The following is a 23,654-nucleotide window of genomic DNA, read 5'->3' on the forward strand; positions in this document are numbered from 1 at the left end:
TTTTATGTATAATAATTTTTTAGAAAAAATAATTATTCCTTTAGGAGATTTCCTTAATAAATCAACTTTTAAAAAAGATTTAATTAAATGGAGAAATATAGATCAATTAAACACATTAGAATTAGAAGTACTCCAAAAAAATAATTTATTTAAGATTTTAACGCATGCTGTTAATAACACAAAACTTTATAATCATATTGAATTAGTTGAAAAAAATCCATATAAAAGTCTTAAGGAATTCCCTGTTTTAACGAAAGAAAAATTAAGAGAATCAACAGACAAATTAATTACAGAAAACATAAAAAAATTAACTAAAATATCTAGTAGTGGTTCTTCTGGTGTAAGTTCTTCTGTCTATATGAATTCTCGTGATTTATCAACACTTAGAGCAGGTTTAATACATTGGTGGGAATGGTATGGTTATAAATTAGGAAATCCAATAATACAAACAGGAATATCTCCAAATAGAGGTTTTTTAAAAAAAACTAAAGATTATTTATTTAGAACAATTTATGTAAGTGCTTTTGCACATTCAGAAGTTCAAATATTAACTATTTTACAAAAAATCTCAAAAAAAAAATACTATATACTAGTTGGTTATGCATCCTCACTAAACGTTTTTGCAAATGTTGCAGAAAATAATAATTTAAATATTCAATTTAAATCTGTAATAAGTTTGGGTGATAAATTATTTAATCATTATAGAAAAAATATAGAAAAAACATTTAAATGTAAGATTTATGATACTTATGGGTCTGCAGAGGGTTTTTTAATAGGAGCAGAGTTTGATTTACCATTTATGTATATATTATCTCCACAATGCTATATAGAGATCTTAGATGATAATGATAATCCTGTTCCAAATGGCATTATGGGAAATATTGTTGTTACTAGATTAGATGGTTTTGCAATGCCACTAATTAGATATAAAATAGGTGATTTAGGTATTCTTTTACCCAAAGAAAAATATCCAATTAATAGAAAATTTAACTATCCATTATTGCAACAAATTGTTGGAAGAGATACGGATATTGTAAAAACAAAAAACGGAAAAACATTAGTAGTACATTCTTTTACAGGTGTATTCGAGTATATTTCTGATATTAAGCAATTTAAGGTGGTGCAGAAAAGCTTAGATGGCATACTTATAGAATATATTAAGGCAGAAAGTTTTAATAAAAATATATTACCAACTATTACAAATAAGTTACAACAATCCATACAAGATAATTCTTTTAAAATAGATTATAAAGAAGTAAAAAGTATTTTACCTTCAAAATCAGGAAAACCTCAGATTATAAAATCGTATTTATAGATATAATGAATAAGAAAAAAACAATCTGGATTATTAATCAAACAGCAGGAAACTTAAATTCTGGCTGGGGAGAGCGACATTTTCTTTTAAGTAAATATTGGGTAAAGAAAGATTATAAAGTAAAAATTATTTCAGGTTCCTACAATCATCTTTTTTTAAAACAACCAAAGGTTTCTAAAAAATGGTTTACTATAGAAAAAGTAGAAGAGAATGTAGATTTTTGTTGGGTTAAAACACCTAAGTATTCTGGAACTGGTTTTATGAAAATAATAAGTAATTTTATTTATACTTTTAAATTATTTTTTCTTAAATCCAATCTTTTAGAAAAACCAGATATAATTATCGTTTCTTCAATGCCAATATTTCCTATTTTAAATGGTATTTTTTTTAAACGTAAGTTTAAAGTTAAAAAATTAATTTTTGAAATTAGAGATTTATGGCCTTTAACCCCAATGTATTTAAAAGGCTATTCTAAATACCACCCGTTTATAAAACTTCTTAGTTTTTTTGAAAAATTGGCCTATAATAAATCAGATTATATTGTTTCTTTATTGCCAAATACTAAAAAATATATAAATTCTATTACGAAAAGCGATAAGGAAGTACATTATATTCCTAATGGAATTGATTCAGATTTAATCAAAAAAGACAAAATTCCTCAAGAAATCATTCGTTTATTACCAAAAAATAAATTTATTGTTGGCTATGCAGGCACAATTGGTTTAGCAAATGCAATGGAATTTTTTGTTGAAGCTTCTAAATTATTACAAAATGAAAATGTTCATTTTGTAATTGTTGGAGATGGATATTTAAAAGAAGAATTAAAAAATAAAGTTAAAGACACATTAAATATTACCTTTATTGATAAAATTTCTAAATCGAAAGTACAAAATATGCTTAGTTATTTTGATGTTTGCTATTTAAGTAGATATAAGTCACCTCTATATCATTATGGCGTTTCATATAATAAATATTTCGATTATATGTTAGCAAAAAAACCAATTTTAGAATCTTCTGAGTTCATAAAAGATCAAGTGGAATTATCTAATTGTGGCATTATTGTAGAACCTGAATCTGCTAAAGCTATTGTAAATGGTATTTTAGAACTTTACAAAATGAAAGAAGAAAACAGAAAGGTTTTTGGTGAAAAAGGTTACAAGTATGTAGTAAAACACCATAGTTACCTAAATCTAAGTGCTTTATATGAAAATCTTTTTTAATACAGTTAAATATTTTTCAACCTTTAAGCTTATTTTTTTAAACCAAATCAGTAAATTAGTAATTTATCTTATTTTTGTTAAAATTTCCCTCAAATAATATAAATATTAATTAAATGTAATTAATGTCTCAAAAAAACTATTTTAATATTTCTGAGAGAAAATTATTTTTAAGAATAATAGATGTTCTTATAATAACTCTAAGTATTTATTTTTCAACGAAGTTTTTAGAATTTACCTATATTAATTTTAACAAGCCTTATATTGTAAGCTGGTTATTACTATTAACTATTTATTATTTAATCTTTGGAGAAATATTTCAATTATTTAATTTAAACGTTTCTAATAATAGATACACAGTTGTAAGAAGTATTGTGTTAACTACTTTTACAACCACAGTATTTTACATTTTTACACCATATTTTTCTCCTTCATTACCCGCAAACAGGCTTCAAATTGTTTACTTTTTCTTAGTGCTTACAGTACCTGTAATACTTTGGAGATTTATTTATATACTAACTATTTTTTCTCCAAAATATTTTAAAACCGTAGTTTTTGTTGGACATTCAAATAAAATTTCTAAAATGTTGCAACAAGTTAATAACGATAATTTTCATTATATAAAAGCCTATTTTTCAGATAAAGAAATTAAGGGCGTAGATGGTTTCCATGATATTTCTAAAACAAGTTTAAAGGATTTAGATATCGACAAGAATGTAAATGAAGTAATTATTTCTAAGGAAAATTTGTCTGCAAATATTGTTAATAATTTAAATTTAGAATTAATTTATTTATTCGAAAAAGGAGTAAACATTGTAAGTTTTGGTAAATTTTATGAAGATGTAACAGTAAGAGTACCAAGAGAATATTTAGGTTCCAATTTTTACGATCATATTAATTTTAGTAAAAATAATACAAACAGATTATATCTTTTTGGGTTGAGAGCCACAGATGTAGTTGTTGCGGTTTCTGGGATTATAATATTTATACTCCTTATTCCTTTTATATTTATTGGTAATTTTTTTGGAAATAAAGGCCCTTTATTTTACTCTCAAATTAGAGTAGGTAAAAATGGAAAGCATTTTAAAATATACAAACTGCGTTCTATGGTTAAAAATGCAGAATCTGGTAAAGCAATTTGGGCACAAAAAAACGATACAAGAATAACCACTTTTGGTAAATTTTTAAGAAATACAAGATTAGACGAAGTTCCTCAGTTTTTTAATATTTTAAAAGGCGATATGAGTATTATTGGTCCAAGACCAGAGAGACCAGAATTTGTGCAAGATTTAGAAAATCAAATTCCTTTTTATGCAATTCGTCACGTTGTAAGACCAGGTTTAACAGGTTGGGCTCAAGTGAATTATCCGTATGCAAATACCATCGAAGAACAAGAAACAAAACTAAGATACGATTTGTATTATATTAAAGAAAGGAACGGCTTTTTAGACTTTAAAATACTTATTAAAACAGCAACTACTATTCTATTTTTTAGAGGTCAGTAAAAATGTATAGAGATATACATATCTTCCTAAAAATAAGATCAATAACGGAATTACTGCAACAGGAAAAGATTGTACTCTAGCAATCCAAAGAATAGGAATCATTAAAATAAAACCTATTAAAATCAAGATATACTTTTGAAGCCAAATTTTTGTAATTTTCTTAAAAATAAAGAAAGCCATAATTATATTAGGAGCAAAAGCCCATAAAATATTAAAATTATTTGGCACAATTTTATGAGAAGAAAACAACCATAAATAAGCTAAAATAACTCCTATTAAACCAGTAATAAAGAAAATAATAAAATCTAAACTTCTGGTTCTCGTTTTCTTTTTTATGTCTTTATAGGTAATAAAAAACGCCAAAACAGCTAAAATAATAAACACCAAAATCGGATTGAAAAATAAAATATTACTTTTAATTTCTTTAAAGTTTAAGAGCGTTTCTTCTTTTTCTACCAATGGCTTTATTTCTCCTGCTATTTTTATCGTTGCATTTTTAAAGTTTTTAAATACATAATCAGGTAAATACATATATTCTGTAACTTCTCTCTTTTTATCTAAAATAGTTCCTGTAGCTAAATTAATTCCAAAATTACCCCAGGTGTTGTGTGGTATTTCAGCATTCATTAATTCTCTTAATGTTTTACCAGAAGATTCAAGAGAAACAGCCTTAAAATTAACTTTGTTTTTTAATATTAATGTGGTTATATCTCTTAATATGGTTGCACAATTATTAAAAAAAGGATCGTATAAATAAGTAGCATTCTCAGGACGTGCATTATTTTGTAAATACATAAAAAATGCTTGTTTCTCAGCTTGATTCAAATTTAAAACTTGTTGTTTTACCCAACGTTTTTCAATTTGATAACCTCTAAGAAAATATTTAAAATCATAGCTTTGTAATTTATAATATAATTTTCCCTGTGCAAAATTGATATAAAAATTAGGAGCATTAAAATCGAACATTCCATAATTATAAATTAAATCTAATTTTAAAAGTGGATCTTTTACACGAATTGCAGAATGACCAAAAGCTTCGTACAATTCGCTTCCAGGTCCTGCTGTTACAATAGAAACTTCCGAATAAACTGAAAGTTTTAATTGACAATAAGTAACTGTTGATAGAGAGCATAAAATAAGCAGAAGTAGTAGTCTTTTATACATGAAAAATTAAGGTCTTAAAAAGTTGTAATCGAAAGTAATTGAGAAAATATTTGAATACAATGCATTTCCAACACTACCAATATTTGTAAGTGCGTAATCTACCTGAATTCCTCGATAGTTAAAACCCACACCAAAATTAGGCTGTAAAGACAAAGATTTCGAATTATCAAACTGAGTAATATATTGGAAGTTTCCAACTCCTGCTCGTAAATAAACAAGTTTGTCGTAATCTAATTGAAAACCAGCAGCAGGATCTATACTCGCATATTTCGAAGAAAAAATATCATTTGTTTTCGCAAAACGAACATTCAAATCTACTTCCGATAATAAATTAAAAAAACGCCCAATTCTCCATTGTCTAGCAACACCAACTTGTAATTTTGGTTTTGTAATTTCTGTAGATTGGGGTAATTCTTGGTTCTCTCCAGGAATTGCATCCTTAATTTTATTGTATTTTTCCTCGTTAATTGCCCAACTATTAAAAGTTGTTGTAATATCTCTAACCATTACCCCAAAATGCCAATTGTTTCTTTCAAACTGTATTCCAGCATCAAAACCAAACCCCCAAGAACTGGCAAATTCACCAATAATTCTTCGTACAATTTTAGCATTCACTCCAAATTTTACATCTTTAAAAATTAAATTTCGAGCATAGGCAATGTTAAAAGCATAATCTGCAGCAGAAAAAAGGCTAATTCTGTTATAATCGATATTTCCTTCACTGTCAATTAACTCTGTTGTGTTTAAAATATCATCTACTCCAAAACGAATTAAAGAAATTCCAATTGTACTTTCTTTATCAATGGGCATAGCAAAAGCAGCATGATTGTAATTTGCAATTCCTGCAAAATAAGACGCATGCATTAAAGAACCCTGATAATCTTGTATACCAATCAAACCAGCGGGATTCCAGTAAATTGCATTTACATTGTTTGTGCTTGCAACTACAGATTTACTCATGCCCAAAGCAGCAGCATCTACACCAATATTTAAAAATTCGTTGGAATAATTTCTAAATGCTTGTGCATTTAAAAACGAGGTAATCAGTAAGAAAAAGAGTAAAATTCTATTTTTCAAAAGTGCTATTTTAGTTTCACAAATATCTGAAATACTATTAAAATAACAGTTGTTTTGTAAAGATATTGTTTAGGAGAGTTTTATATGAATGTTTTCTTCTATAAATCTACCAATTCGCTTTTCTAACCATATGTTTTCAGAAGCATTAAAAGAACTCATAAAACCCACATGACCTCCGTATTTTGGAATTTCTAAATAAAATTTATCCGATTTTAACGCTTCTTTTCTGGGGTAACAATCTAATGATAAAAAAGTATCGTCTTTTGCATTTATTAATAATGTTGGTCTATCTATTTTAGATAAATAGGGCTTTGAACTCGCTTTTTTCCAATAATCTTGCGGATTTTTAAAACCAAAAACAGGTACTGTATATAAATATTCTAAATGTTTAAACTTTGTAGCTTTAAACAATTTGTCTTTGTCTAATTGATATTCTGGAAATTTATGAGCTTTCTCTAACAATTTGTTTTTCATAGTTTTAAAGAACATTTCCATATATAATTTATTCTTTAATTTTTCCATTTCTATTTCTGCAGAAGCAATATCAACAGGAACAGAAGTGGCGATTCCACCCTTAATTTCTGAAGGTAAATTTGTATTGTTTTCTCCTAAATATTTCAACGTTAAATTGCCACCCAAACTAAAACCAACTAACACAATATTTTTATAATTGTAACTTTCTAACAAGTATTCAACTACAAATTTTACATCTTCTGTTTTTCCACTGTGATAGGTGGCTAACAACAAATTATCTTCTCCACTACAACCTCTTAAATTAAAACAAACAGTATCTATTCCTTTAGAGTTTAGGTAGTTGGAGTTCGATGCCATATATTTAGATTCAGAGCTTCCTTCTAAACCGTGAATTAATAAAACCAAGGTTTTAGAACCCACAATAGAGAAATCTAAGTCTATAAAATCGTTATCCCAAGTTGTAATTCTTTTTCTTTTGTAGCTACAAACATCTTTCATAAAAAGTGGTCTGTACATCGTGTTGAAATGACCATTTTTAAAGGGTAAAGTAGGAGAGAAGTCCGAATTAAATACTGGCATTAGCGTAATTTTGTTGTTGATTTTTTAAATGTACATAAAAAAATACAAAATTAGAAAACTACCAAAATAGGATTTCTTATTTTAGCTCTTCAATAAAAATTAAAGATGAAAAAACACATTCCTAATTTATTAACACTTGGTAATCTTTTTTGTGGAGTTCTTGCAACTATTTTTGCAGTTGAAGGTAATTTTGGTTTGGCTGGATTATTAGTTGTAATTGGTATTTTTTTCGATTTTTTTGATGGATTTGCTGCACGTTTATTAAACGTTTCTGGAGAATTAGGAAAACAGTTAGATTCTTTAGCAGATATGGTTACAAGTGGGGTTGTGCCTGGAATTATAATGTTTGGTTTATTATCGCCAAGTGAATATTTTGAATTCCATAAAGAGGAGACTGCTACTATAATTTGGACTGGTTTTAAGTTCGTTCCAATTCAGCTTATTGGATTAATTTTAACGCTTGGAGCTTGTTACAGACTCGCAAAATTCAATATAGATACAAGACAATCGGAATCTTTTATAGGTTTGCCAACACCAGCAATGAGTTTGTTTGTAATTTCTTTGCCTTTAATTCAAGCAAATACTGATATTGACTTTGTTCAAAATTTAATTTCTAACAACTATTTTTTAATTGTAATTACATTGTTATTAACGTATTTAATGAATGCTGAAATTCCTCTATTTTCATTAAAATTTAAAGAGTATTCATTTAAAAATAATATAATAAAGTATTTGTTTTTATTGATTTCTTTAGTGATGATTATTACACTTCAATATTTGTCAATTCCTTTAATTATAACACTTTACGTGATTTTATCTGTAATAAATAATTATGGAAAAAAAGCCACAGTTTAAATCGGTTAGAAGCTTTATTGGCGCAAAAAATTTCGAGGAGTTTTAAGATTTTTATAAATAAGGAGTTGGTTTTTTTGGATTCGTTTTTATTAGAAAATAGGTCTTAATATTTAAAAAGTAACTAATCTAGTTATTAAAAAAACGGCTCTTTTTCAATTCGAAATCTTTTCCTAAATAAACTTTACGAACCATTTCGTTTGCTGCCAATTCTTCTGGAGTTCCTTCTTTTAAAATTCCTCCATTATACATTAAATAGGTTTTATCTGTAATTGCCAAAGTTGCTTGTACATCGTGGTCGGTTATTAAAATACCAATATTTTTATTTTTTAATTGTGCTACAATACTTTGTATATCTTCCACAGCAATAGGGTCTACACCAGCAAAAGGTTCGTCTAACAAAATAAAATTCGGGTCAGAAGCCAAACAACGAGCAATTTCTGTTCTTCGTCGTTCTCCACCAGATAATAAATCTCCTCTGTTTTTTCGAACATGCCCAATATTAAACTCTTCTATTAAAGATTCGAGTTTTATTTTTTGTTCTTTTTTAGACAACCCTGTAAATTGTAAGACAGACATAATATTATCTTCTACAGATAATTTTCTAAAAACGGATGCTTCTTGTGCCAAATAACCAATTCCTTTTTGTGCACGTTTGTACATAGCATCTTCAGTTATTTCTTCATCATTCAAATAAATATGACCCGCATTTGGCTTTACCATTCCAACAATCATGTAAAAAGAAGTTGTTTTTCCAGCACCATTTGGACCTAACAATCCAATAATTTCTCCTTGTTGAACTTCCAAAGAAATTCCTTTAACCACTTTTCTACTTCCATAAATTTTTTGAATGTTATCTGCTTTTAAAATCATATTTTTTCAAAAATGTGTAACTGTTGAAATTCTTTAATTGTGTAAATGTATTTAATATTACGATATAAAAATATTAAAAGATTCCCAAACAATTTCAATATGCAACTAATAAACGATTGTAGTTGTTTGTAAAAACTATTATAAATGTTTTTTATATCAATTAAAAAGATAAATAATCGCTTCGCTAAACGACGCATGATGTCTTAAGACTTTTTAGCTTGAAACCTAAAACTATTTTGTTGTAACTAAAAACTGAGATTGCAATTGAAAACTAAAAAAATTACTCCTCAAGTGCTTCCCAATATTCAACAGCTTTTCGCAAATGTGGTATGACAATTGTACCACCAATTAAATTGGCTATAGACATGGTTTCCATCATTTCTTCAGTAGAAACACCGTTTTTTTTCGCTGCTTCTAAATGGTATTGTACACAATCGTCACATCTTAAAACTGCAGAAGCTACCAAACCTAAAAGTTCTTTGGTTTTTACTGGTAAATGTCCTTCTTGGAATGCGTTTGTATCTAAATTAAAAATTCTTTTTATAACTTTATTATCACTCGCTAAAATCTTATCGTTCATTTTAGAGCGATAGTCATTAAACTCTTGGACTTTTTTGTGCATCTTTTTGTTGTTTTTTAATCACCATTTTCGAAACTTTAATACTTATTTCATATAAAATAAGTATTGGAATTGCTACAATAACTTGACTAGCAATATCTGGAGGCGTAATAATTGCCGCTAAAATAAGCACGACAACCAAAGCATGTTTTCTGTACTTCTTTAAAAATTCTGGAGTTACCAAACCTATTTTTGTTAAAAAGTAGATTAAAACAGGCAGTTCAAAAAGAATTGCAACTCCTAATAACATATTGGTTACGAGTCCAATATGAGAATCCATCGTAAAATTATTCTGAATTAAATCTGTAATTTGATAATTGTATAAGAAATGGATTGAAATTGGAGCAATTACATAAAAACTGAAAGCGATTCCTAGAAAAAATAATAAGGAAGCTATAAAAATAAATCCTTTAGATCTTTTAACTTCGTTTTGGGTTAAGCCAGGAGATACAAAACGCCAAATTTCCCATAATAAATAAGGAAAAGATAAAATAATACCTAATATTAATGAGGACCAAATGGCATTCATTAATTGCTGTGTAGGTTTTAAACTTATTAAATTATCTTTAAATTTTACATTACAAAAAGTACTGTCCATCCCAAACATATTAAAGAAATCACAGAAAAATTGATAGGTTACAAAATCTGGTTTTCTATGTGCTAATAGAAAATATTCATAAACTTGTTTTTGAAACACAAATAACAAGATTGCAATAATAAATATTGCAGCTGCACTTCTTACTAAATGCCATCTTAATTCTTCTAGATGACCTAGAAAAGACATCTCTTTTTGTTTTTCTGCCATTAGAAAATTCCTTCTTTAATTAAATCGTGTAAATGTACAACACCTACATAGTTATTTGTATCGTTTACTACTAAAATTTGAGTAATGCTATTGTTTTCTAACTTTTCTAAAGCTTCAATAGCCATTGCATCTTGGTGTACTGTTTTTGGGTTCGAACCCATAATATCTTTTGCGGTTAAATTGCTAAAATTTGTTGTTTTTGTTAACATTCTTCGAATATCTCCATCTGTAATAATTCCTACTAACTCATCAGCATTTAAAACAGCAGTTACTCCCAAACGTTTTTCAGAAATTTCTATGATTACTTTTACAACAGTATCGTTAATAGTTACTTTAGGAATTTCATTATTTTTAATTAAATCTGATACTCTTAAATATAAGCGCTTTCCTAAGGCACCACCTGGATGATATTTTGCAAAATCTTTGCTAGAAAATCCTCTTAATTCTTGCAAACAAACCGCTAAAGCATCTCCCATAACTAATTGAGCAGTGGTACTTGTGGTTGGTGCCAAATTATTGGGGCAGGCTTCTTTTTCTACAAAGGTATTTAAAGGGAAATCTGCATTTTTTCCTAAAAAGGAATCTACATTTCCTGTAATTGCGATTATTTTATTTCCATAATTTTTAATTAACGGAACTAACACTTTTATTTCTGGTGTATTTCCACTTTTAGAAATACAAATAACTATATCGTTTTCTTGTACATTTCCTAAATCTCCATGAATGGCATCTGCAGCGTGCATAAAAATGGCAGGTGTTCCTGTAGAATTGAAAGTTGCCACAATTTTAGTTGCAATGTTGGCGCTTTTTCCAATTCCGGTTACAATTACTCTTCCGTTTGAATTTAATATAAAATTAACAGCAGTTTCAAAATTAATATCTAATAAGTTTGTTAAATTAGCAATAGCTTTACTTTCAGTTAAAATAGTCTCTTTGGCAATGGAAATTATAGGTTTCGAATTTTTCAAGTGTAATGTATTTTATCAGAATAAAAAAAAGTTATATCTTTAGGTAAAGAAAACAAGGCAAATTTACTATAAAATTTAGTCACATCAAATAGAATATTCATTTGTATTTTTGTTTTTAAATGTTTAACAAATAATTGATTTTTATATAGAATGGATTTACATAGTCCTTTAAAAAAGTTTTTTGGTTTTAGTAAATTTAAAGGTTTACAAGAACAAGTTATAACTAGTATTGCAAACAATCAAAACACATTTGTTATCATGCCTACTGGTGGTGGTAAATCTTTATGTTATCAGTTACCAGCATTAATGAAAGAGGGAACAGCCATTGTAGTTTCTCCTTTAATTGCATTGATGAAAAACCAGGTAGATGCTATAAGAGGAATTTCCGAAAATAATGGTGTTGCGCACGTTTTAAACTCTTCTTTAAATAAAAGTGAAGTTGCTCAGGTAAAAGAAGATATTGCAAATGGTATTACAAAATTACTATATGTTGCACCAGAATCGTTAATAAAAGAAGAATATGTTACATTTTTGCGTACGCAAAAAATATCTTTTGTTGCGATTGACGAAGCACATTGTATTTCGGAATGGGGGCATGATTTTAGACCAGAATACAGAAATTTACGTCATATTATTAAAGCAATAGACAACGTTCCTGTTATTTGTTTAACTGCAACTGCCACAGAAAAAGTACAAGAAGATATTTTAAAAACGTTGGGTATTACAGATGCAAATAGATTTAAAGCGTCTTTTAATAGAGCAAATTTGTTTTATGAAGTGCGTCCAAAAACATCAGATATAGAAAAAGACATTATCCGTTTTGTAAAACAAAGAATGGGTAAATCTGGTATTATTTATTGTTTAAGTAGAAAAAAAGTAGAAGAAATTGCACAAATTTTACAAGTAAATGGTATTAATGCAGTTCCATATCATGCAGGTTTAGATGCGAAAACAAGAGTAAAACACCAAGACATGTTTTTAATGGAAGATTGCGATGTTGTAGTTGCAACCATTGCATTTGGAATGGGAATTGACAAACCAGATGTACGTTATGTAATTCATCACGACATTCCTAAAAGTTTAGAAAGCTACTACCAAGAAACAGGAAGAGCAGGAAGAGATGATGGAGAAGGATATTGTTTGGCTTTTTATGCTTATAAAGATATTGAAAAATTAGAAAAATTTATGGCGAGTAAACCTGTTGCAGAGCAGGAAATAGGTCATGCTTTGCTACAAGAAGTTGTTGGTTATGCAGAAACTTCTATGAACAGGCGTAAATATTTGTTACATTATTTTGGAGAAGAGTTCGACGAAATTAACGGAGAAGGAGCAGATATGGACGATAATTCTAGAAATCCAAAGAAAAAACACGAAGCCAAAGACGATGTTGTAAAAATATTATCTGTGGTTAGAGATACGCTTCAAAAATACAAAGCCAAAGAAGTTGTAAATACAATTATTGGAAAAGAAAATGCTTTATTAACTTCTCATAAAACACATTTGCAACCATTTTTCGGTATTGGAAAAGACAAATCTGCTGCTTATTGGATGGCGTTAATTCGTCAAATTTTGGTGGTGAATTTTATTCGTAAGGAAATAGAACAATATGGAGTAATAAAATTAGAAAAAGCTGGTGAGGAGTTTTTGGACAACCCAACTTCTTTTATGATGACAGAGGACCACTCTTATTCTGCAGAAAATGACAACACAATAATTACCAATGCAAAATCTTCTGGAGTCGCTGCAGACGAAAAACTAATTAAAATATTAAAAGATTTAAGAAAAAAAGTAGCTTCGAAAACAGGCGTGCCACCTTTTGCCATTTTCCAAGATCCGTCTTTAGAAGATATGGCTTTAAAATACCCAATAACTCTAGAAGAATTATCTAAGGTTCATGGAGTTGGAGAAGGTAAAGCAAGAAAATTTGGTAAAGAATTCGTTAAGTTAATTGAAACTTATGTAGACGAAAACGATATTTTAAGACCAGACGATTTAATTGTAAAAAGTACAGGTGTAAATTCAGGAATGAAACTTTACATCATTCAGAATACCGATAGAAAATTACCTTTAGAAGACATTGCAAAGTCGAAAGGAAAGGAAATGAACGATTTGATTAAAGAAATGGAAGCAATTATATATTCTGGAACCAAATTAAATATCGATTATGCTTTGGACGATTTATTGGATGAAGATCAACAAGAAGAAATTCACGAATATTTTATGGAAGCAGAATCCGACAGCATTCAAGAGGCTTTAGATGAGTTTGATGGTGATTATGATGAAGAAGAACTGCGTTTAATGCGAATTAAATTTATAAATGAAGTAGGAAATTAAAATTGATATTTTTTATCAACAGCATACTTAATAAGTTCGTTTCCAGAAGATAAGTTTAGTTTACGAATCATATTTTTGCGATGTGTGTCTATGGTTGTTTTTGCTAAAAATAATTCTGTTGCTATTTCTTTAGACGTTTTGCCATTTGCAATTAACTGCAAAATTTCTTTTTCTCTGTTTGATAAAACAACTTTATCTGTCTTACCAACAGTTACATTATCGTCGATATAGCTATTCATAAAATTAAAGGCTACATTTGGGTCGAAAAAAGTTTCGCCATTAGAAACAGAAACAATAGCTTTCGATAACATTTTTATTCCAGAATTTTTTAAAATATAGCCAGTTGCACCAGCATTTAGCATTTGTTTAATTGCATCTGGCTGATCGAACATCGTCATCGCTAAAATATGTATATGAGGAAATTTATTTTTAATGATTTTAGTAGCCTGAATTCCATCCATTTTTGGCATTCGAATATCTGTAATTACCATTTTGGGTTGTTTTAGAGAAACAATTTTTACCAAATCTTCCCCATTATTTACAGTGCCAATAATATTGATATCATCATCATATTCAAAAAAAGATTTTACGCCATCAATTAACATTTGATGATCTTCTGCCATAATTATTGTTATCATAGAAATGTTTTCGTAAAAATAAAGGTTTAATTTAAGTTTTAAATACCTATAAGTAAGGATTCTTATTCAATAGGAATATCTATAATAACAGAACTTCCTTTGCCAATAGTGCTATCTATTTCGAAAGTTCCTTTTAAATGTTCTATTCTTGTTTTAATAGATCCAATTCCCATTCCGTCTTTCAAATTTACTTTTTTTATGTTAAATCCTTTTCCATTATCTTCTACAATAATATTTAGGTTTTTATCATAAGCACTAATATTTATGGTTGCATTTGTAGCTTCTGCATGCTTTATAATATTTGTAATTAATTCTTGAATGATTCTAAAAACAGTAATTTCTAAACTGTTTTCTAAACGTTTATTTAGCCCAAAATGTATTACATCTATATTAATTTTATCTGCAGAAGATATTTTTTCTGCCATTATTTCTACTGCAGATAACAAACCTTGGTTTGCAATAACGCCTGCATTTTTTGCATGTGCAATACTTCTTACTTTTAAATAGGCTTCATCTATTAAGTTTTCTGTTTTATTAAATAATTCTTCTTGGTTAATTTTCTTCTTTTCCTTATTCATTTGAAGATTCTCGAAATGTAATTTTAAAGTGGCTAAAACAGACCCTAAATTGTCATGCAAATCTTCTGCAATTCTTTTGCGTTCTTTTTCTTGACCATCTACCATTGCATTTATGGTATTTAGTTCTTGTTCTTTTAAAAGCGTAAGGTTTTTTTGAGTTTCGAGCTCTTTTTCTTGTTCTGCAAATTTTCTTTTTCTTTTGGAATTTTTAAGTGATAATATTCCTATTGTTCCTGCAAATAATATGAAAAGTAGAGAACCTATTAGGAAATTTCTGTTTTTAATTCTTTTGGCTTCGGTTTCTAAAATTTGTTTGTCTTTTTCTGCTGTTTGATATTTAATATTAAGTTGATTAATATTTTTTTTTAATTCAATTTTTGTAATTGAATCTCTTAGGTTTTGATATGTAGTTTTGTATTTTAAAGCTTTTTTGTAATCTTTTTTATTTTGATACCAAATATATAAGGCATTATAAACTTTTAAATGATTTTCGTTTAATATTTGGCTATTACGAAGTTCTTTTTTTGCTTTAAGTAAAAAAAAGATTTCGTTATCAAATTTTTCTTTTTTCTTTTCAACACGAGATAAATTTAGATAAATTAATGGTAAATAATTGTTGTTAGGTATCTTTTTTGATAAATTTAAATAGTATTTGGCAGAATCTAATTTATTTAAAGTTATATAAGACGATCCAATATTTTGGTAGATTAAAGCCTTATCTATATAACCATATTTTATCGATTTTTTGTAATGTAAAATACTTGTTTGTCCAATATTTTTTTTATCAAAAAAAACACCTAAATTATTATGAGCTATTGAAATGCACAATGAGTCTTGTAATAATAAAGCGCTTTCTAAACTTTTCTTTAAATAAAATAAACATTGCTTATCATCAGATATCTCAGAATTTAAAAGAGCTAAACCTTTAAAAATATTAAATTCATCTCTATAAGATTTAATATTATTTTCTTTGAGAACTTTTAATGCATTTAAATAATATTTTACGGATTTATCAAAATCATGTGTTTTTCTATAATAATAACCATAATAAGATTGTAGTTTGCTAGTTTCAAGTTTACTTAATTTTAATTTCCCTAATTTTTCTAACAGTATATAACAATTATCTAAATCATTATTTTCTATTAGTGTGTTTAAAGAGGTAAATTTATTATCCTTAACATTATAACTAGATTGAAAATTAGAAATAAATAATATAAAGCAAAAAAAAGATACGAGTATATTATTTATCATTTTTTTTATACTAATATAAAATAATTTATTTTAATTATATCCGTGGAGTGGTGGTGGGTCAAAACTACCACCATTTCTATCGTTAGAAATTTTCATTGTATTTTTTCGTTTAAGAGATTTTGCAACATTTTGGTCATCAATAATAATCTCTAAATATCTAGAAACGTTAAAAATTCTACTAAATACTATTTTTTTAAAAAACAAACTTAAATATTTATTACGGCTCTCTTTAATATTAAATTGTACAAGTTGTATTTGAGATTCGGTATTTGTTTTGTTAGCTTGATGTATTTTTATATTTGCATAAAAATTTCTACCATTTCTAGTTATAAAGCATTCTTGTTCTAAAATACTACAAGAAGAATTAGATAAAAAAGAGACACGCAAAATTTTTAAATCTTTATCTTCTTCTTTAACAACTCTTACAAAAGGTTTATGTAGTAAATCGTTTTCAATTTTAAATAACATGCTGTCGTTTTGAAAGTTAAGTATTTTTAAATCGCTAATTTTTATTTTCATTATTTTATTTTTAAATTTTATATATTGCAATTAAGTTTATATTACTAAAATAGTATAATATAAATAATTACAGAATTTCATATTATTTTAATGAAGTGGTGGTGGATCAAAACTACCACCATTTTGATAACTAGCAATCGTCATTGTACCTAATATATTTTTGTTATTACTACAAGAAACTATCATAAAAGAATTTATATCATTAAAATGTTCTTCTAAAATATCTTCGTTTTTAATTTCTACTTCTACAATTTTAAAACCAGCACTTTCATGATCTGTAAATTTTAGATTTATATTTACAATAAAATGGATGTTAGCTTTATTTGTGAAAGGATTTTTATCACCATTTTCTTTAAGAGTTTCTATATTATTAATGGTTGTATTATTATCTAAAATTAGTAATACTTTGGCAATTTTGGTATCACCATTTTTTACAATTCTCACATAAGGTCTATTTACACCAAAGCTAACGGAGAAGTTTGTAACACTGTTACTTAGTTTTAACTCTCTTAGTTTGTACTCTAATTTTTTCATTTATTTTATTTTGGGTTGATTTATAATTGCACCAAATATCCAATATATTTAGAATGCGTCTATACCTACAATTAGGTATATTTCCTTCCTTAAATGTAAGTAAAAAACTATAAAGTAAAAATAGTAAGAAGTACTCCTAAAAGAATCGCAATAAATTTCTGTAAGTTAAATTTATGATTTTCAGTGCTTTCAAAAAGTATAATGGTAGAAATATGTAAGAAAACACCAATAATTAAAGCTGTAATTTCAGTTGTATAGATTGTAAAAAATGGAATTTTATCGCCCAAAAGAATTCCTAAAGGACTCATAAATGCAAAGAAAGTTAAAAATAGAAAAATGGTTTTCTTAGGATAATTGGTATGTAATAAAAAAGTAGTTAATACAATTGCGATGGGTATTTTATGAACAATAATTGCCCATAATAAATTATCATCTGCATAATGTATTGGCAAACCTTCCGAAAAAGCATGTAAACATAAGCTTACAAAAAGTAGCGTTGGAAACTTTTTTCCATCTGTGTGCATATGAATATGCCCATGTTCTGCTCCTTTAGAAAACGATTCTAAAACAGATTGTAAAATAATTCCTATTAAGATAAAAACCCCAACTATTGTAGCATCAGAGTTAATCGTGTAAACATCTGGTAATAAGTGTAAAACAGTAACAGAAAGTAGATACGAGCCACTAAAGGCCAATAATAAACGAACTATTTTAGTACTTGGTTTTATAATAAAAACCAAAATAGCACCTAATAAAACAGATAAAATTAAAAGAATATAACTCATTTATTTTGCTACTAAAATTAATCGATTGGAAGTTTTAGAATCGAAATTATTTAAATTATAATCTCCAAAAACGTTTTTAATTGTAAAACCAACTTTTTCAAAATACGAAGTCATTTTCTCTAAATCTAAAAACTTTACACGTTCTATATAAGAATGATTTTTTCCATCAGCAAAAAAAGAAATAATTTTTACAATAAAACCATTTGTAATTTCTCTTTTTATGTTGAAGGTAATATTATCTACAATTTTAGTTTCTTCCGTTACTAAATTTGCCTTTACTTTATCCGCATTTAAAAAATCGAAGACAAAATAACCATTTTCATTTAAGCCGTTTTTTATATTTTTAAGAATTAAAATATCTTCAGAATCATCTTCAAAATAACCAAAACTGGTAAACAAATTAAAAATAGCATCGTATGTATTGTTGAAAGCTTTGCGCATATCATGTGCTTTAAAACTAAGTGTTTCGTTTTCGAATTTTTTGGCGAATTCGATGCTATTTTTAGACAGGTCTCCACCAGTAACTTTATAACCTAAAGTATTTAAAAACACAGAATGACGCCCTTTACCACAGGGCAAATCTAAAATATGTGTCGATTTTGGTAACTCTAAAAACTCAGTAATATTTTTCATAAATAATTGAGCATCAGAATTATCTCTGTTTTTATATAAAATATGATAATATGGGGTATTAAACCAATCTGTAAACCAATCTTTTGTTTTCAAAATGTAATTTTGTTTGAGTTTAGATCGAAGTTAGTTTCAAAAACTAATTAAGCAATCTTAATTATTTACGATTTTAAACACAACAACTATCTTTTTTACAAGTGCAGTATTTTAAATTATAAACGTGCAAAATTACTAAAGTTATTGTAACAAGATACATAATAATTTCAGGAAGATGAAGAATTTCGTTTTTTTCATTAACTACAAGCAAAAATAACAATGTCCAAAAACTCCATAAAAGTACTTTTATAAATTTCTTTGTGCTAACTTTACTAGAACGTAATACTGCAAAAAAACCGATTGCTAAAAAAAGAAAATCTAAATTACTCCACCAAAATGGTTTGTTGCTATGGATACCAAAATTACCTATATGTGTTATAAACAATAAAGGAGTTAACAAACAGTGTATAAAACATAAAACACTGGCAATAATACCTAAAGTATCAGATTTATTAGTAATTAAATTCATTGATTTTTTAATTAACGCGACTAAGTTGCAAATATATGTATATATTATTTGTTAATGCAATTTAGTTGTTATAAATTTGTAACTATGGGTATTGTAAGAAAAACACATTCACTTAATTTACTATTAGGAGAGTTTCATAAAAGTTCTTCTGCCATTTCTACTGTTCAATTGGTAAAGAAATTTAAATCTAAAATAAATAAATCTACAATTTACCGCATTTTAGATAAACTAGAAGACGATGGTGTTTTACATACTATATTAGGAAAAGATGGTGTAAAGCAATATGCAAAATGTACAAGTTGTTCTAAATCTATACATACAGATAATCACCCTCATTTGCAATGTACTATTTGTAATAAAATATACTGTTTAGATGTTGCAATTTCAATTCCAGAGATTCCAAAATATAAAGTAAATAATATTCGTGTGTTTTTAGAGGGCGAATGCAATTTTTGTAAATTAAAAAACTAGTTATTTTATTTCCTTTTCTTATGAATTCTTACTCTTTAAAATACCTACCTTTGTAGTATGAATAAAGATTTTAAAATGACAGCCACCACACTTTTCGGTTTAGAAAGTGTATTAGCAAAAGAACTAAAAGATTTAGGCGCACAAGACGTAAAAGAAGGTATTAGAAGTGTTACTTTTCGTGGCGACAAAGGTTTTATGTACAAAGCAAATATGGCTTTAAGAACGGCTGTTCGTGTTTTAAAACCTATTAAAACCTGTAAAATTTACGATGAAGAAGATTTATACGAGGCAATTCAAAAAATAAAGTGGGAAAATTATTTAGAAACCCAAGGTACTTTTGCGATTGGAGCTGTTGTAAATTCTAAAAATTTTACATCAAATTCGCATTACATTTCTTTAAAATCGAAAGATGCAATTGCCGATTATTTTCGTCATAAATACAGTAAAAGACCCAATGTAGATTTAGATTATCCCGATTTAAAAATTCACATTCATATTCACAAAGAATGGTTAACGGTTTCTTTAGATTCTTCTGGAGATTCTCTACATAAAAGAGGTTATAGAACAGCCACAAATATTGCACCCATTAACGAAGTTTTAGCAGCTGGTATGGTTTTGTTATCTGGTTATACTGGAGATGAAAACTTTATAGACCCCATGTGTGGTTCTGGAACTATTTTAATAGAAGCAGCAATGATTGCCAATAATATTCCTGCAAACATAAACAGAAAGCTCTTTGCTTTTGAGAATTGGAAAGATTATGATGAAGATTTGTATTTTACCATTCAAGATTCTTTATTGAAAAAAATTCGTTCTTCTCATTTTAAAATTATGGGTTTCGACAAAGCGCCTTCTGCAGTCCAAAAAGCGCAGGCGAATGTAGAGAGTGCAAATTTAGATGAGTTTATTGGAGTACATCATGTAAATTTTTTTAACTCTAAAAAAGAAGTTTTTGGAAATACGACAATTATATTTAATCCACCTTATGGCGAGCGTTTAAATATCGATACCCAAGAATTTTATAAGAAAATAGGAGATACCTTAAAACACAATTACCCAGGTTCTACAGCTTGGTTAATTACCTCAGATACAGATGCTTTAAAAGCAGTAGGTTTACGAACATCTAAAAGAATTGCCCTTAAAAATGGCGATTTAAATTGTAAATTTGTAAAATACGAATTGTACGAAGGAACTCGTAAGTTTAAAGAGCGTAAAACAGACGAGGAAGAATAATTTTTTTATTTTAAATGAAATCTCGTTTTCATTTCGACCTTGTGTAGAAATCTTTTTTATTTGAAACTATTTGCGTTTTCGCTACTCGTTTTTTTCTAAAAAAAGAAAAAACAGCTCAAAAAAACTATTTTAAAAGAAATCGAAAGACAAGCTTGCTTGCAAACTTTATTTACTTAACAAGCTCGTTATTTTTTTAAATTATGTAGTTTTGGAACTGTTTAAATATTTTAGTTCTATGAATAGTTTCGATGTTGTTATTATTGGAGGTGGTACAGCTGGTTTAATGCTTGCAAGAGAACTTGGTAAATTTAAACGCTCTACACTTGTTTTAGATAGAAAAGATAACTTATTAGAATTCTCCTTTAATACTTTAGGAAGTTTTATGAAAGTAGAAGATTTCGATTTATCTAAAAATGTAATTGCTCAAAAAACGGACACCTTAGTTTTTCAATCTAAAAACATTAAAAGAGAACTTAAAGCCGATAACTTATATGTTTTAGATAAGAAAAAAGTGCACGAAGAGCTTATAAATGCTATTGATAAGGAGTATGTTACAACAAAAACGAGTATCCATATTAAAGATATTATAAAAGACAAATTAGGTAATTTTTCTTTTGTAAAAGACACTAATAACAACAAATATTTTGGAAAAATTATAATAGACGCTTCTGGTACGAATGGTGTTTTTAGTAAAAAAATAGGTTTAAGAGAAAAGAATGGAAGTCTTGCAACTGGTGTAGAATATAATGTAGCATATTTGGGCGACCCACAAAAAATGTATCTCTTAAGTGGTAAAGATTTTCAAGGAGGTTATGGGTGGATTTTTCCTTTAAAAAATAGAAGAGCAATAATTGGTTTTGGAACTTATAACGATAAAGTTGTTAAGCAATTAAAAAAGCGCTTAAATGAAATTTTGGAATTACCCTTAATAAAAGCTTTAGTTTTAAAAGATAACGATAATGTAGAAGGTGGTAGTGTGCCAATTACGCCAGTTTTAGAAAATTTTGTTCTTAAGAATTTAGTTTGTGTTGGAGATAGTGTATCGCAGGTAAACCCTATTGTTGGAGAAGGATATAAATTTATTTTCGAAGCATCAATAATGGCAAGTAAAGCTATTGAAAAATCTTTAAAATATAACGATATAAATTATTTGTATGAATATGAAACTGAATGGAAAAATCGATTTTCAGCAAATTATAAACGTTCAAAAAAAGCACAGGGAAAAATATATAAATTTACAAATAACGATGTTGTAATGGACTTAGCATTATTACTAATGAGATTTAGATCCAATGATAGATTAATAAAATCTATATCTGGGGAATATGGTTTAGAAAAAAAATAGTGTTCTTAGTAATAAATTAGTAATTTTATTACTTGCTTTTTTTCTTAAATTTATTGTAATACTTTTATTTACAAATGGTTACTAAATTGTATTCAGCCTTAAAAAAAATAAAAAGTTAGTCTGTTTTTTAGGAAGATAAAATATTTGATATTTGCTAAACTTGTTTGTTTACTTTGTTGCTAACTTGAAGATTTAATTGTTTTTATAAGGATTTGAAATAGTTTTCTTAAATAATTCGACAATATTTAGCACTAAATAATATGGTAAGTTTTGATTCATTTTAGGATAATTTAGCGAAGTTATATTTTTTTTAAAAGTTTAGAAACAAACAAAACTATTTTCAGAGTTTTATTCCAAAACCAGCTTACTCCATTCATTAGGTTTTTCTAACATTGGAAAATGACCGCAATTCTCAATCCAAAATAATTTATTATTTGATATTTCTTTAGCTAACAAATTGGCAATTGTAGCAACTGCAACTGGATCGTTTTTTGCCCAAATAATTTTTGTAGGAATTTGTGTTTCTTTTAAAGCACCAATCCATCTGTGCCAAAAATAATAACGTTCGTTAATATAATTAGACAATAAGTGAATTACTTTTCGTCCATTATTTTGTTTTAACTGAAACCACATTTCTTTTAACTCTTCTTCTGTAACTTTTGTTTTATCAAAATATACATTTCTCAAATTCTTTTTAAAAATAGTATAACTGGTTAATTTAGCAACCCATTTCCCTGTAATTTTACTTTTCAATAATTTTTGTATTGTTCTTAATTGAGACAACTCTATGTGTATAGAACCATTGCAGATAATTAGTTTATTTATCTGTAAATCAATCTGTTGTTTGTTGTGTCTTGCTAAAATTTCTGTGGCAATACTAGTTCCATAATCATGTGCTAATAAAGTAATTTTTGTAACATTTAATTGTTTCCAAAGTTGTAGTGCAAAATCTGCTTGTTCAATTAAAGAATAGGAGTAATCTAAAGGTTTATTAGAAAAACCAAAACCTAAATGATCGTGAATAATTACGCGATATTTTTTAATTAATACAGGTAAAACCTTGTAATAATCGTAAGAAGAAGTTGGGTAGCCATGAAGAATTACTAAAGTTTCTTTTAGAGGCTTCTCGGTTAAACTCGAAACGAGACCAGTGTCAATTACAAAAAGTTTTCTTCCAAAAACGTTAATACTTTTTCCTTTATTTTTCCAAGAATTAGAAGTCATATTGTTTATAAATTTCTAATGCCAATGTAGTGAATTTTACGTAGTTTTGGTCTGTAGAAAATCATTAAGAATATCAATTCGAGTGATTCCTATTTTTCA

General features: G+C 27.4%; 23 protein-coding genes. 8 read left to right on the forward strand and 15 right to left on the reverse strand.

Annotated features, from left to right (window positions below):
* The first annotated feature begins 4 nt into the window (after positions 1-4).
* From J3359_RS01945 to J3359_RS01955, 3 genes are all read left to right on the forward strand, one after another.
* The gene (locus J3359_RS01945; protein ID WP_208079074.1) at positions 5-1,315 is read left to right on the forward strand and encodes a phenylacetate--CoA ligase family protein; all 1,311 of its coding nucleotides are present in this window, start codon (positions 5-7) and stop codon (positions 1,313-1,315) included.
* Positions 1,316-1,320: 5 nt separating this feature from the next.
* The gene (locus tag J3359_RS01950) at positions 1,321-2,535 is read left to right on the forward strand and encodes a glycosyltransferase family 4 protein (protein WP_208079075.1); all 1,215 of its coding nucleotides are present in this window, start codon (positions 1,321-1,323) and stop codon (positions 2,533-2,535) included.
* A gap of 122 nt (positions 2,536-2,657) precedes the next feature.
* Positions 2,658-4,037: an exopolysaccharide biosynthesis polyprenyl glycosylphosphotransferase gene (locus tag J3359_RS01955; RefSeq protein WP_208079076.1), complete on the forward strand. Its 1,380-nt coding sequence runs from the start codon at positions 2,658-2,660 to the stop codon at positions 4,035-4,037.
* On the opposite strand, the gene J3359_RS01960 is transcribed toward J3359_RS01955, so the two are convergent.
* From J3359_RS01960 to J3359_RS01970, 3 genes are all read right to left on the reverse strand, one after another.
* Positions 4,017-5,201, reverse strand: coding sequence for a lipoprotein N-acyltransferase Lnb domain-containing protein (locus tag J3359_RS01960; protein WP_208079077.1), 1,185 nt, complete (start codon positions 5,199-5,201; stop codon positions 4,017-4,019). The genes J3359_RS01955 and J3359_RS01960 overlap by 21 nt on opposite strands.
* 6 nt (positions 5,202-5,207) lie before the next feature.
* Entirely contained in the window at positions 5,208-6,278 is a 1,071-nt protein-coding gene (locus J3359_RS01965) for a putative type IX sorting system protein PorV2 (RefSeq protein WP_208079078.1), read from the reverse strand.
* A 69-nt stretch (positions 6,279-6,347) separates the two neighbouring features.
* Entirely contained in the window at positions 6,348-7,331 is a 984-nt protein-coding gene (locus J3359_RS01970; protein ID WP_208079079.1) for a YheT family hydrolase, read from the reverse strand.
* 105 nt (positions 7,332-7,436) lie between these two features.
* Here J3359_RS01970 and J3359_RS01975 point away from each other — a divergent pair, with 105 nt between their 5' ends.
* Complete coding sequence (locus tag J3359_RS01975; RefSeq protein ID WP_208079080.1) at positions 7,437-8,186, forward strand: CDP-alcohol phosphatidyltransferase family protein; 750 nt, start codon at positions 7,437-7,439, stop codon at positions 8,184-8,186.
* A gap of 126 nt (positions 8,187-8,312) precedes the next feature.
* Here the strand turns inward: J3359_RS01975 and lptB are convergent, their stop codons facing one another.
* The 4 genes from lptB to J3359_RS01995 all read right to left on the reverse strand — a co-directional run bounded on the left by lptB (position 8,313) and on the right by J3359_RS01995 (position 11,448).
* Positions 8,313-9,056, reverse strand: coding sequence for an LPS export ABC transporter ATP-binding protein (gene lptB / locus J3359_RS01980; protein WP_208079081.1), 744 nt, complete (start codon positions 9,054-9,056; stop codon positions 8,313-8,315).
* A 280-nt stretch (positions 9,057-9,336) separates the two neighbouring features.
* A complete protein-coding gene (locus tag J3359_RS01985; protein WP_208079082.1) occupies positions 9,337-9,678 on the reverse strand; it encodes a carboxymuconolactone decarboxylase family protein in 342 nt (113 codons plus the stop codon).
* Positions 9,653-10,480 (reverse strand): twin-arginine translocase subunit TatC, encoded by an 828-nt coding sequence (tatC, locus tag J3359_RS01990; protein ID WP_208079083.1) that lies wholly within the window; start codon positions 10,478-10,480, stop codon positions 9,653-9,655. Before tatC ends, J3359_RS01985 begins: the two co-directional genes overlap by 26 nt.
* Entirely contained in the window at positions 10,480-11,448 is a 969-nt protein-coding gene (locus tag J3359_RS01995) for a KpsF/GutQ family sugar-phosphate isomerase (protein ID WP_208079084.1), read from the reverse strand. Before J3359_RS01995 ends, tatC begins: the two co-directional genes overlap by 1 nt.
* Positions 11,449-11,598: 150 nt before the next feature.
* On the opposite strand from J3359_RS01995, the gene J3359_RS02000 reads away from it, so the two are divergent.
* The gene (locus J3359_RS02000; protein WP_208079085.1) at positions 11,599-13,782 is read left to right on the forward strand and encodes an ATP-dependent DNA helicase RecQ; all 2,184 of its coding nucleotides are present in this window, start codon (positions 11,599-11,601) and stop codon (positions 13,780-13,782) included.
* On the opposite strand, the gene J3359_RS02005 is transcribed toward J3359_RS02000, so the two are convergent.
* From J3359_RS02005 to J3359_RS02035, 7 genes are all read right to left on the reverse strand, one after another.
* Positions 13,779-14,420, reverse strand: a complete 642-nt coding sequence (locus tag J3359_RS02005) for a response regulator (RefSeq protein WP_208079086.1) — start codon at positions 14,418-14,420, stop codon at positions 13,779-13,781. The two genes, J3359_RS02000 and J3359_RS02005, sit on opposite strands and share 4 nt — an antisense overlap.
* A 62-nt stretch (positions 14,421-14,482) precedes the next feature.
* On the reverse strand, positions 14,483-16,249 hold the full coding sequence (locus J3359_RS02010) for a tetratricopeptide repeat-containing sensor histidine kinase (RefSeq protein WP_208079087.1): 1,767 nt from the start codon (positions 16,247-16,249) through the stop codon (positions 14,483-14,485).
* A gap of 30 nt (positions 16,250-16,279) precedes the next feature.
* Entirely contained in the window at positions 16,280-16,768 is a 489-nt protein-coding gene (locus J3359_RS02015; RefSeq protein ID WP_208079088.1) for a hypothetical protein, read from the reverse strand.
* An 87-nt stretch (positions 16,769-16,855) separates the two neighbouring features.
* Positions 16,856-17,302, reverse strand: a complete 447-nt coding sequence (locus tag J3359_RS02020) for a hypothetical protein (RefSeq protein ID WP_208079089.1) — start codon at positions 17,300-17,302, stop codon at positions 16,856-16,858.
* A gap of 107 nt (positions 17,303-17,409) precedes the next feature.
* Positions 17,410-18,087, reverse strand: coding sequence for a ZIP family metal transporter (locus tag J3359_RS02025; RefSeq protein ID WP_208079090.1), 678 nt, complete (start codon positions 18,085-18,087; stop codon positions 17,410-17,412).
* A complete protein-coding gene (locus tag J3359_RS02030; RefSeq protein ID WP_208079091.1) occupies positions 18,088-18,813 on the reverse strand; it encodes a class I SAM-dependent DNA methyltransferase in 726 nt (241 codons plus the stop codon).
* 73 nt (positions 18,814-18,886) lie between these two features.
* Positions 18,887-19,282, reverse strand: a complete 396-nt coding sequence (locus J3359_RS02035) for a MerC domain-containing protein (protein WP_208079092.1) — start codon at positions 19,280-19,282, stop codon at positions 18,887-18,889.
* A gap of 84 nt (positions 19,283-19,366) precedes the next feature.
* On the opposite strand from J3359_RS02035, the gene J3359_RS02040 reads away from it, so the two are divergent.
* The 3 genes from J3359_RS02040 to J3359_RS02050 all read left to right on the forward strand — a co-directional run bounded on the left by J3359_RS02040 (position 19,367) and on the right by J3359_RS02050 (position 22,331).
* Complete coding sequence (locus J3359_RS02040; protein ID WP_208079093.1) at positions 19,367-19,753, forward strand: Fur family transcriptional regulator; 387 nt, start codon at positions 19,367-19,369, stop codon at positions 19,751-19,753.
* A gap of 57 nt (positions 19,754-19,810) precedes the next feature.
* Positions 19,811-20,986, forward strand: a complete 1,176-nt coding sequence (locus J3359_RS02045; RefSeq protein WP_208079094.1) for a THUMP domain-containing class I SAM-dependent RNA methyltransferase — start codon at positions 19,811-19,813, stop codon at positions 20,984-20,986.
* Positions 20,987-21,194: 208 nt separating this feature from the next.
* Complete coding sequence (locus tag J3359_RS02050; RefSeq protein WP_243765971.1) at positions 21,195-22,331, forward strand: lycopene cyclase family protein; 1,137 nt, start codon at positions 21,195-21,197, stop codon at positions 22,329-22,331.
* A gap of 348 nt (positions 22,332-22,679) precedes the next feature.
* Here the strand turns inward: J3359_RS02050 and J3359_RS02055 are convergent, their stop codons facing one another.
* Positions 22,680-23,555 (reverse strand): alpha/beta fold hydrolase, encoded by an 876-nt coding sequence (locus J3359_RS02055; RefSeq protein ID WP_208079095.1) that lies wholly within the window; start codon positions 23,553-23,555, stop codon positions 22,680-22,682.
* Between the last annotated feature and the right edge of the window lie 99 nt (positions 23,556-23,654).

Source organism: Polaribacter cellanae (genome assembly GCF_017569185.1).
In the GTDB taxonomy this organism is placed as follows: Bacteria; Bacteroidota; Bacteroidia; order Flavobacteriales; family Flavobacteriaceae; genus Polaribacter; species Polaribacter cellanae.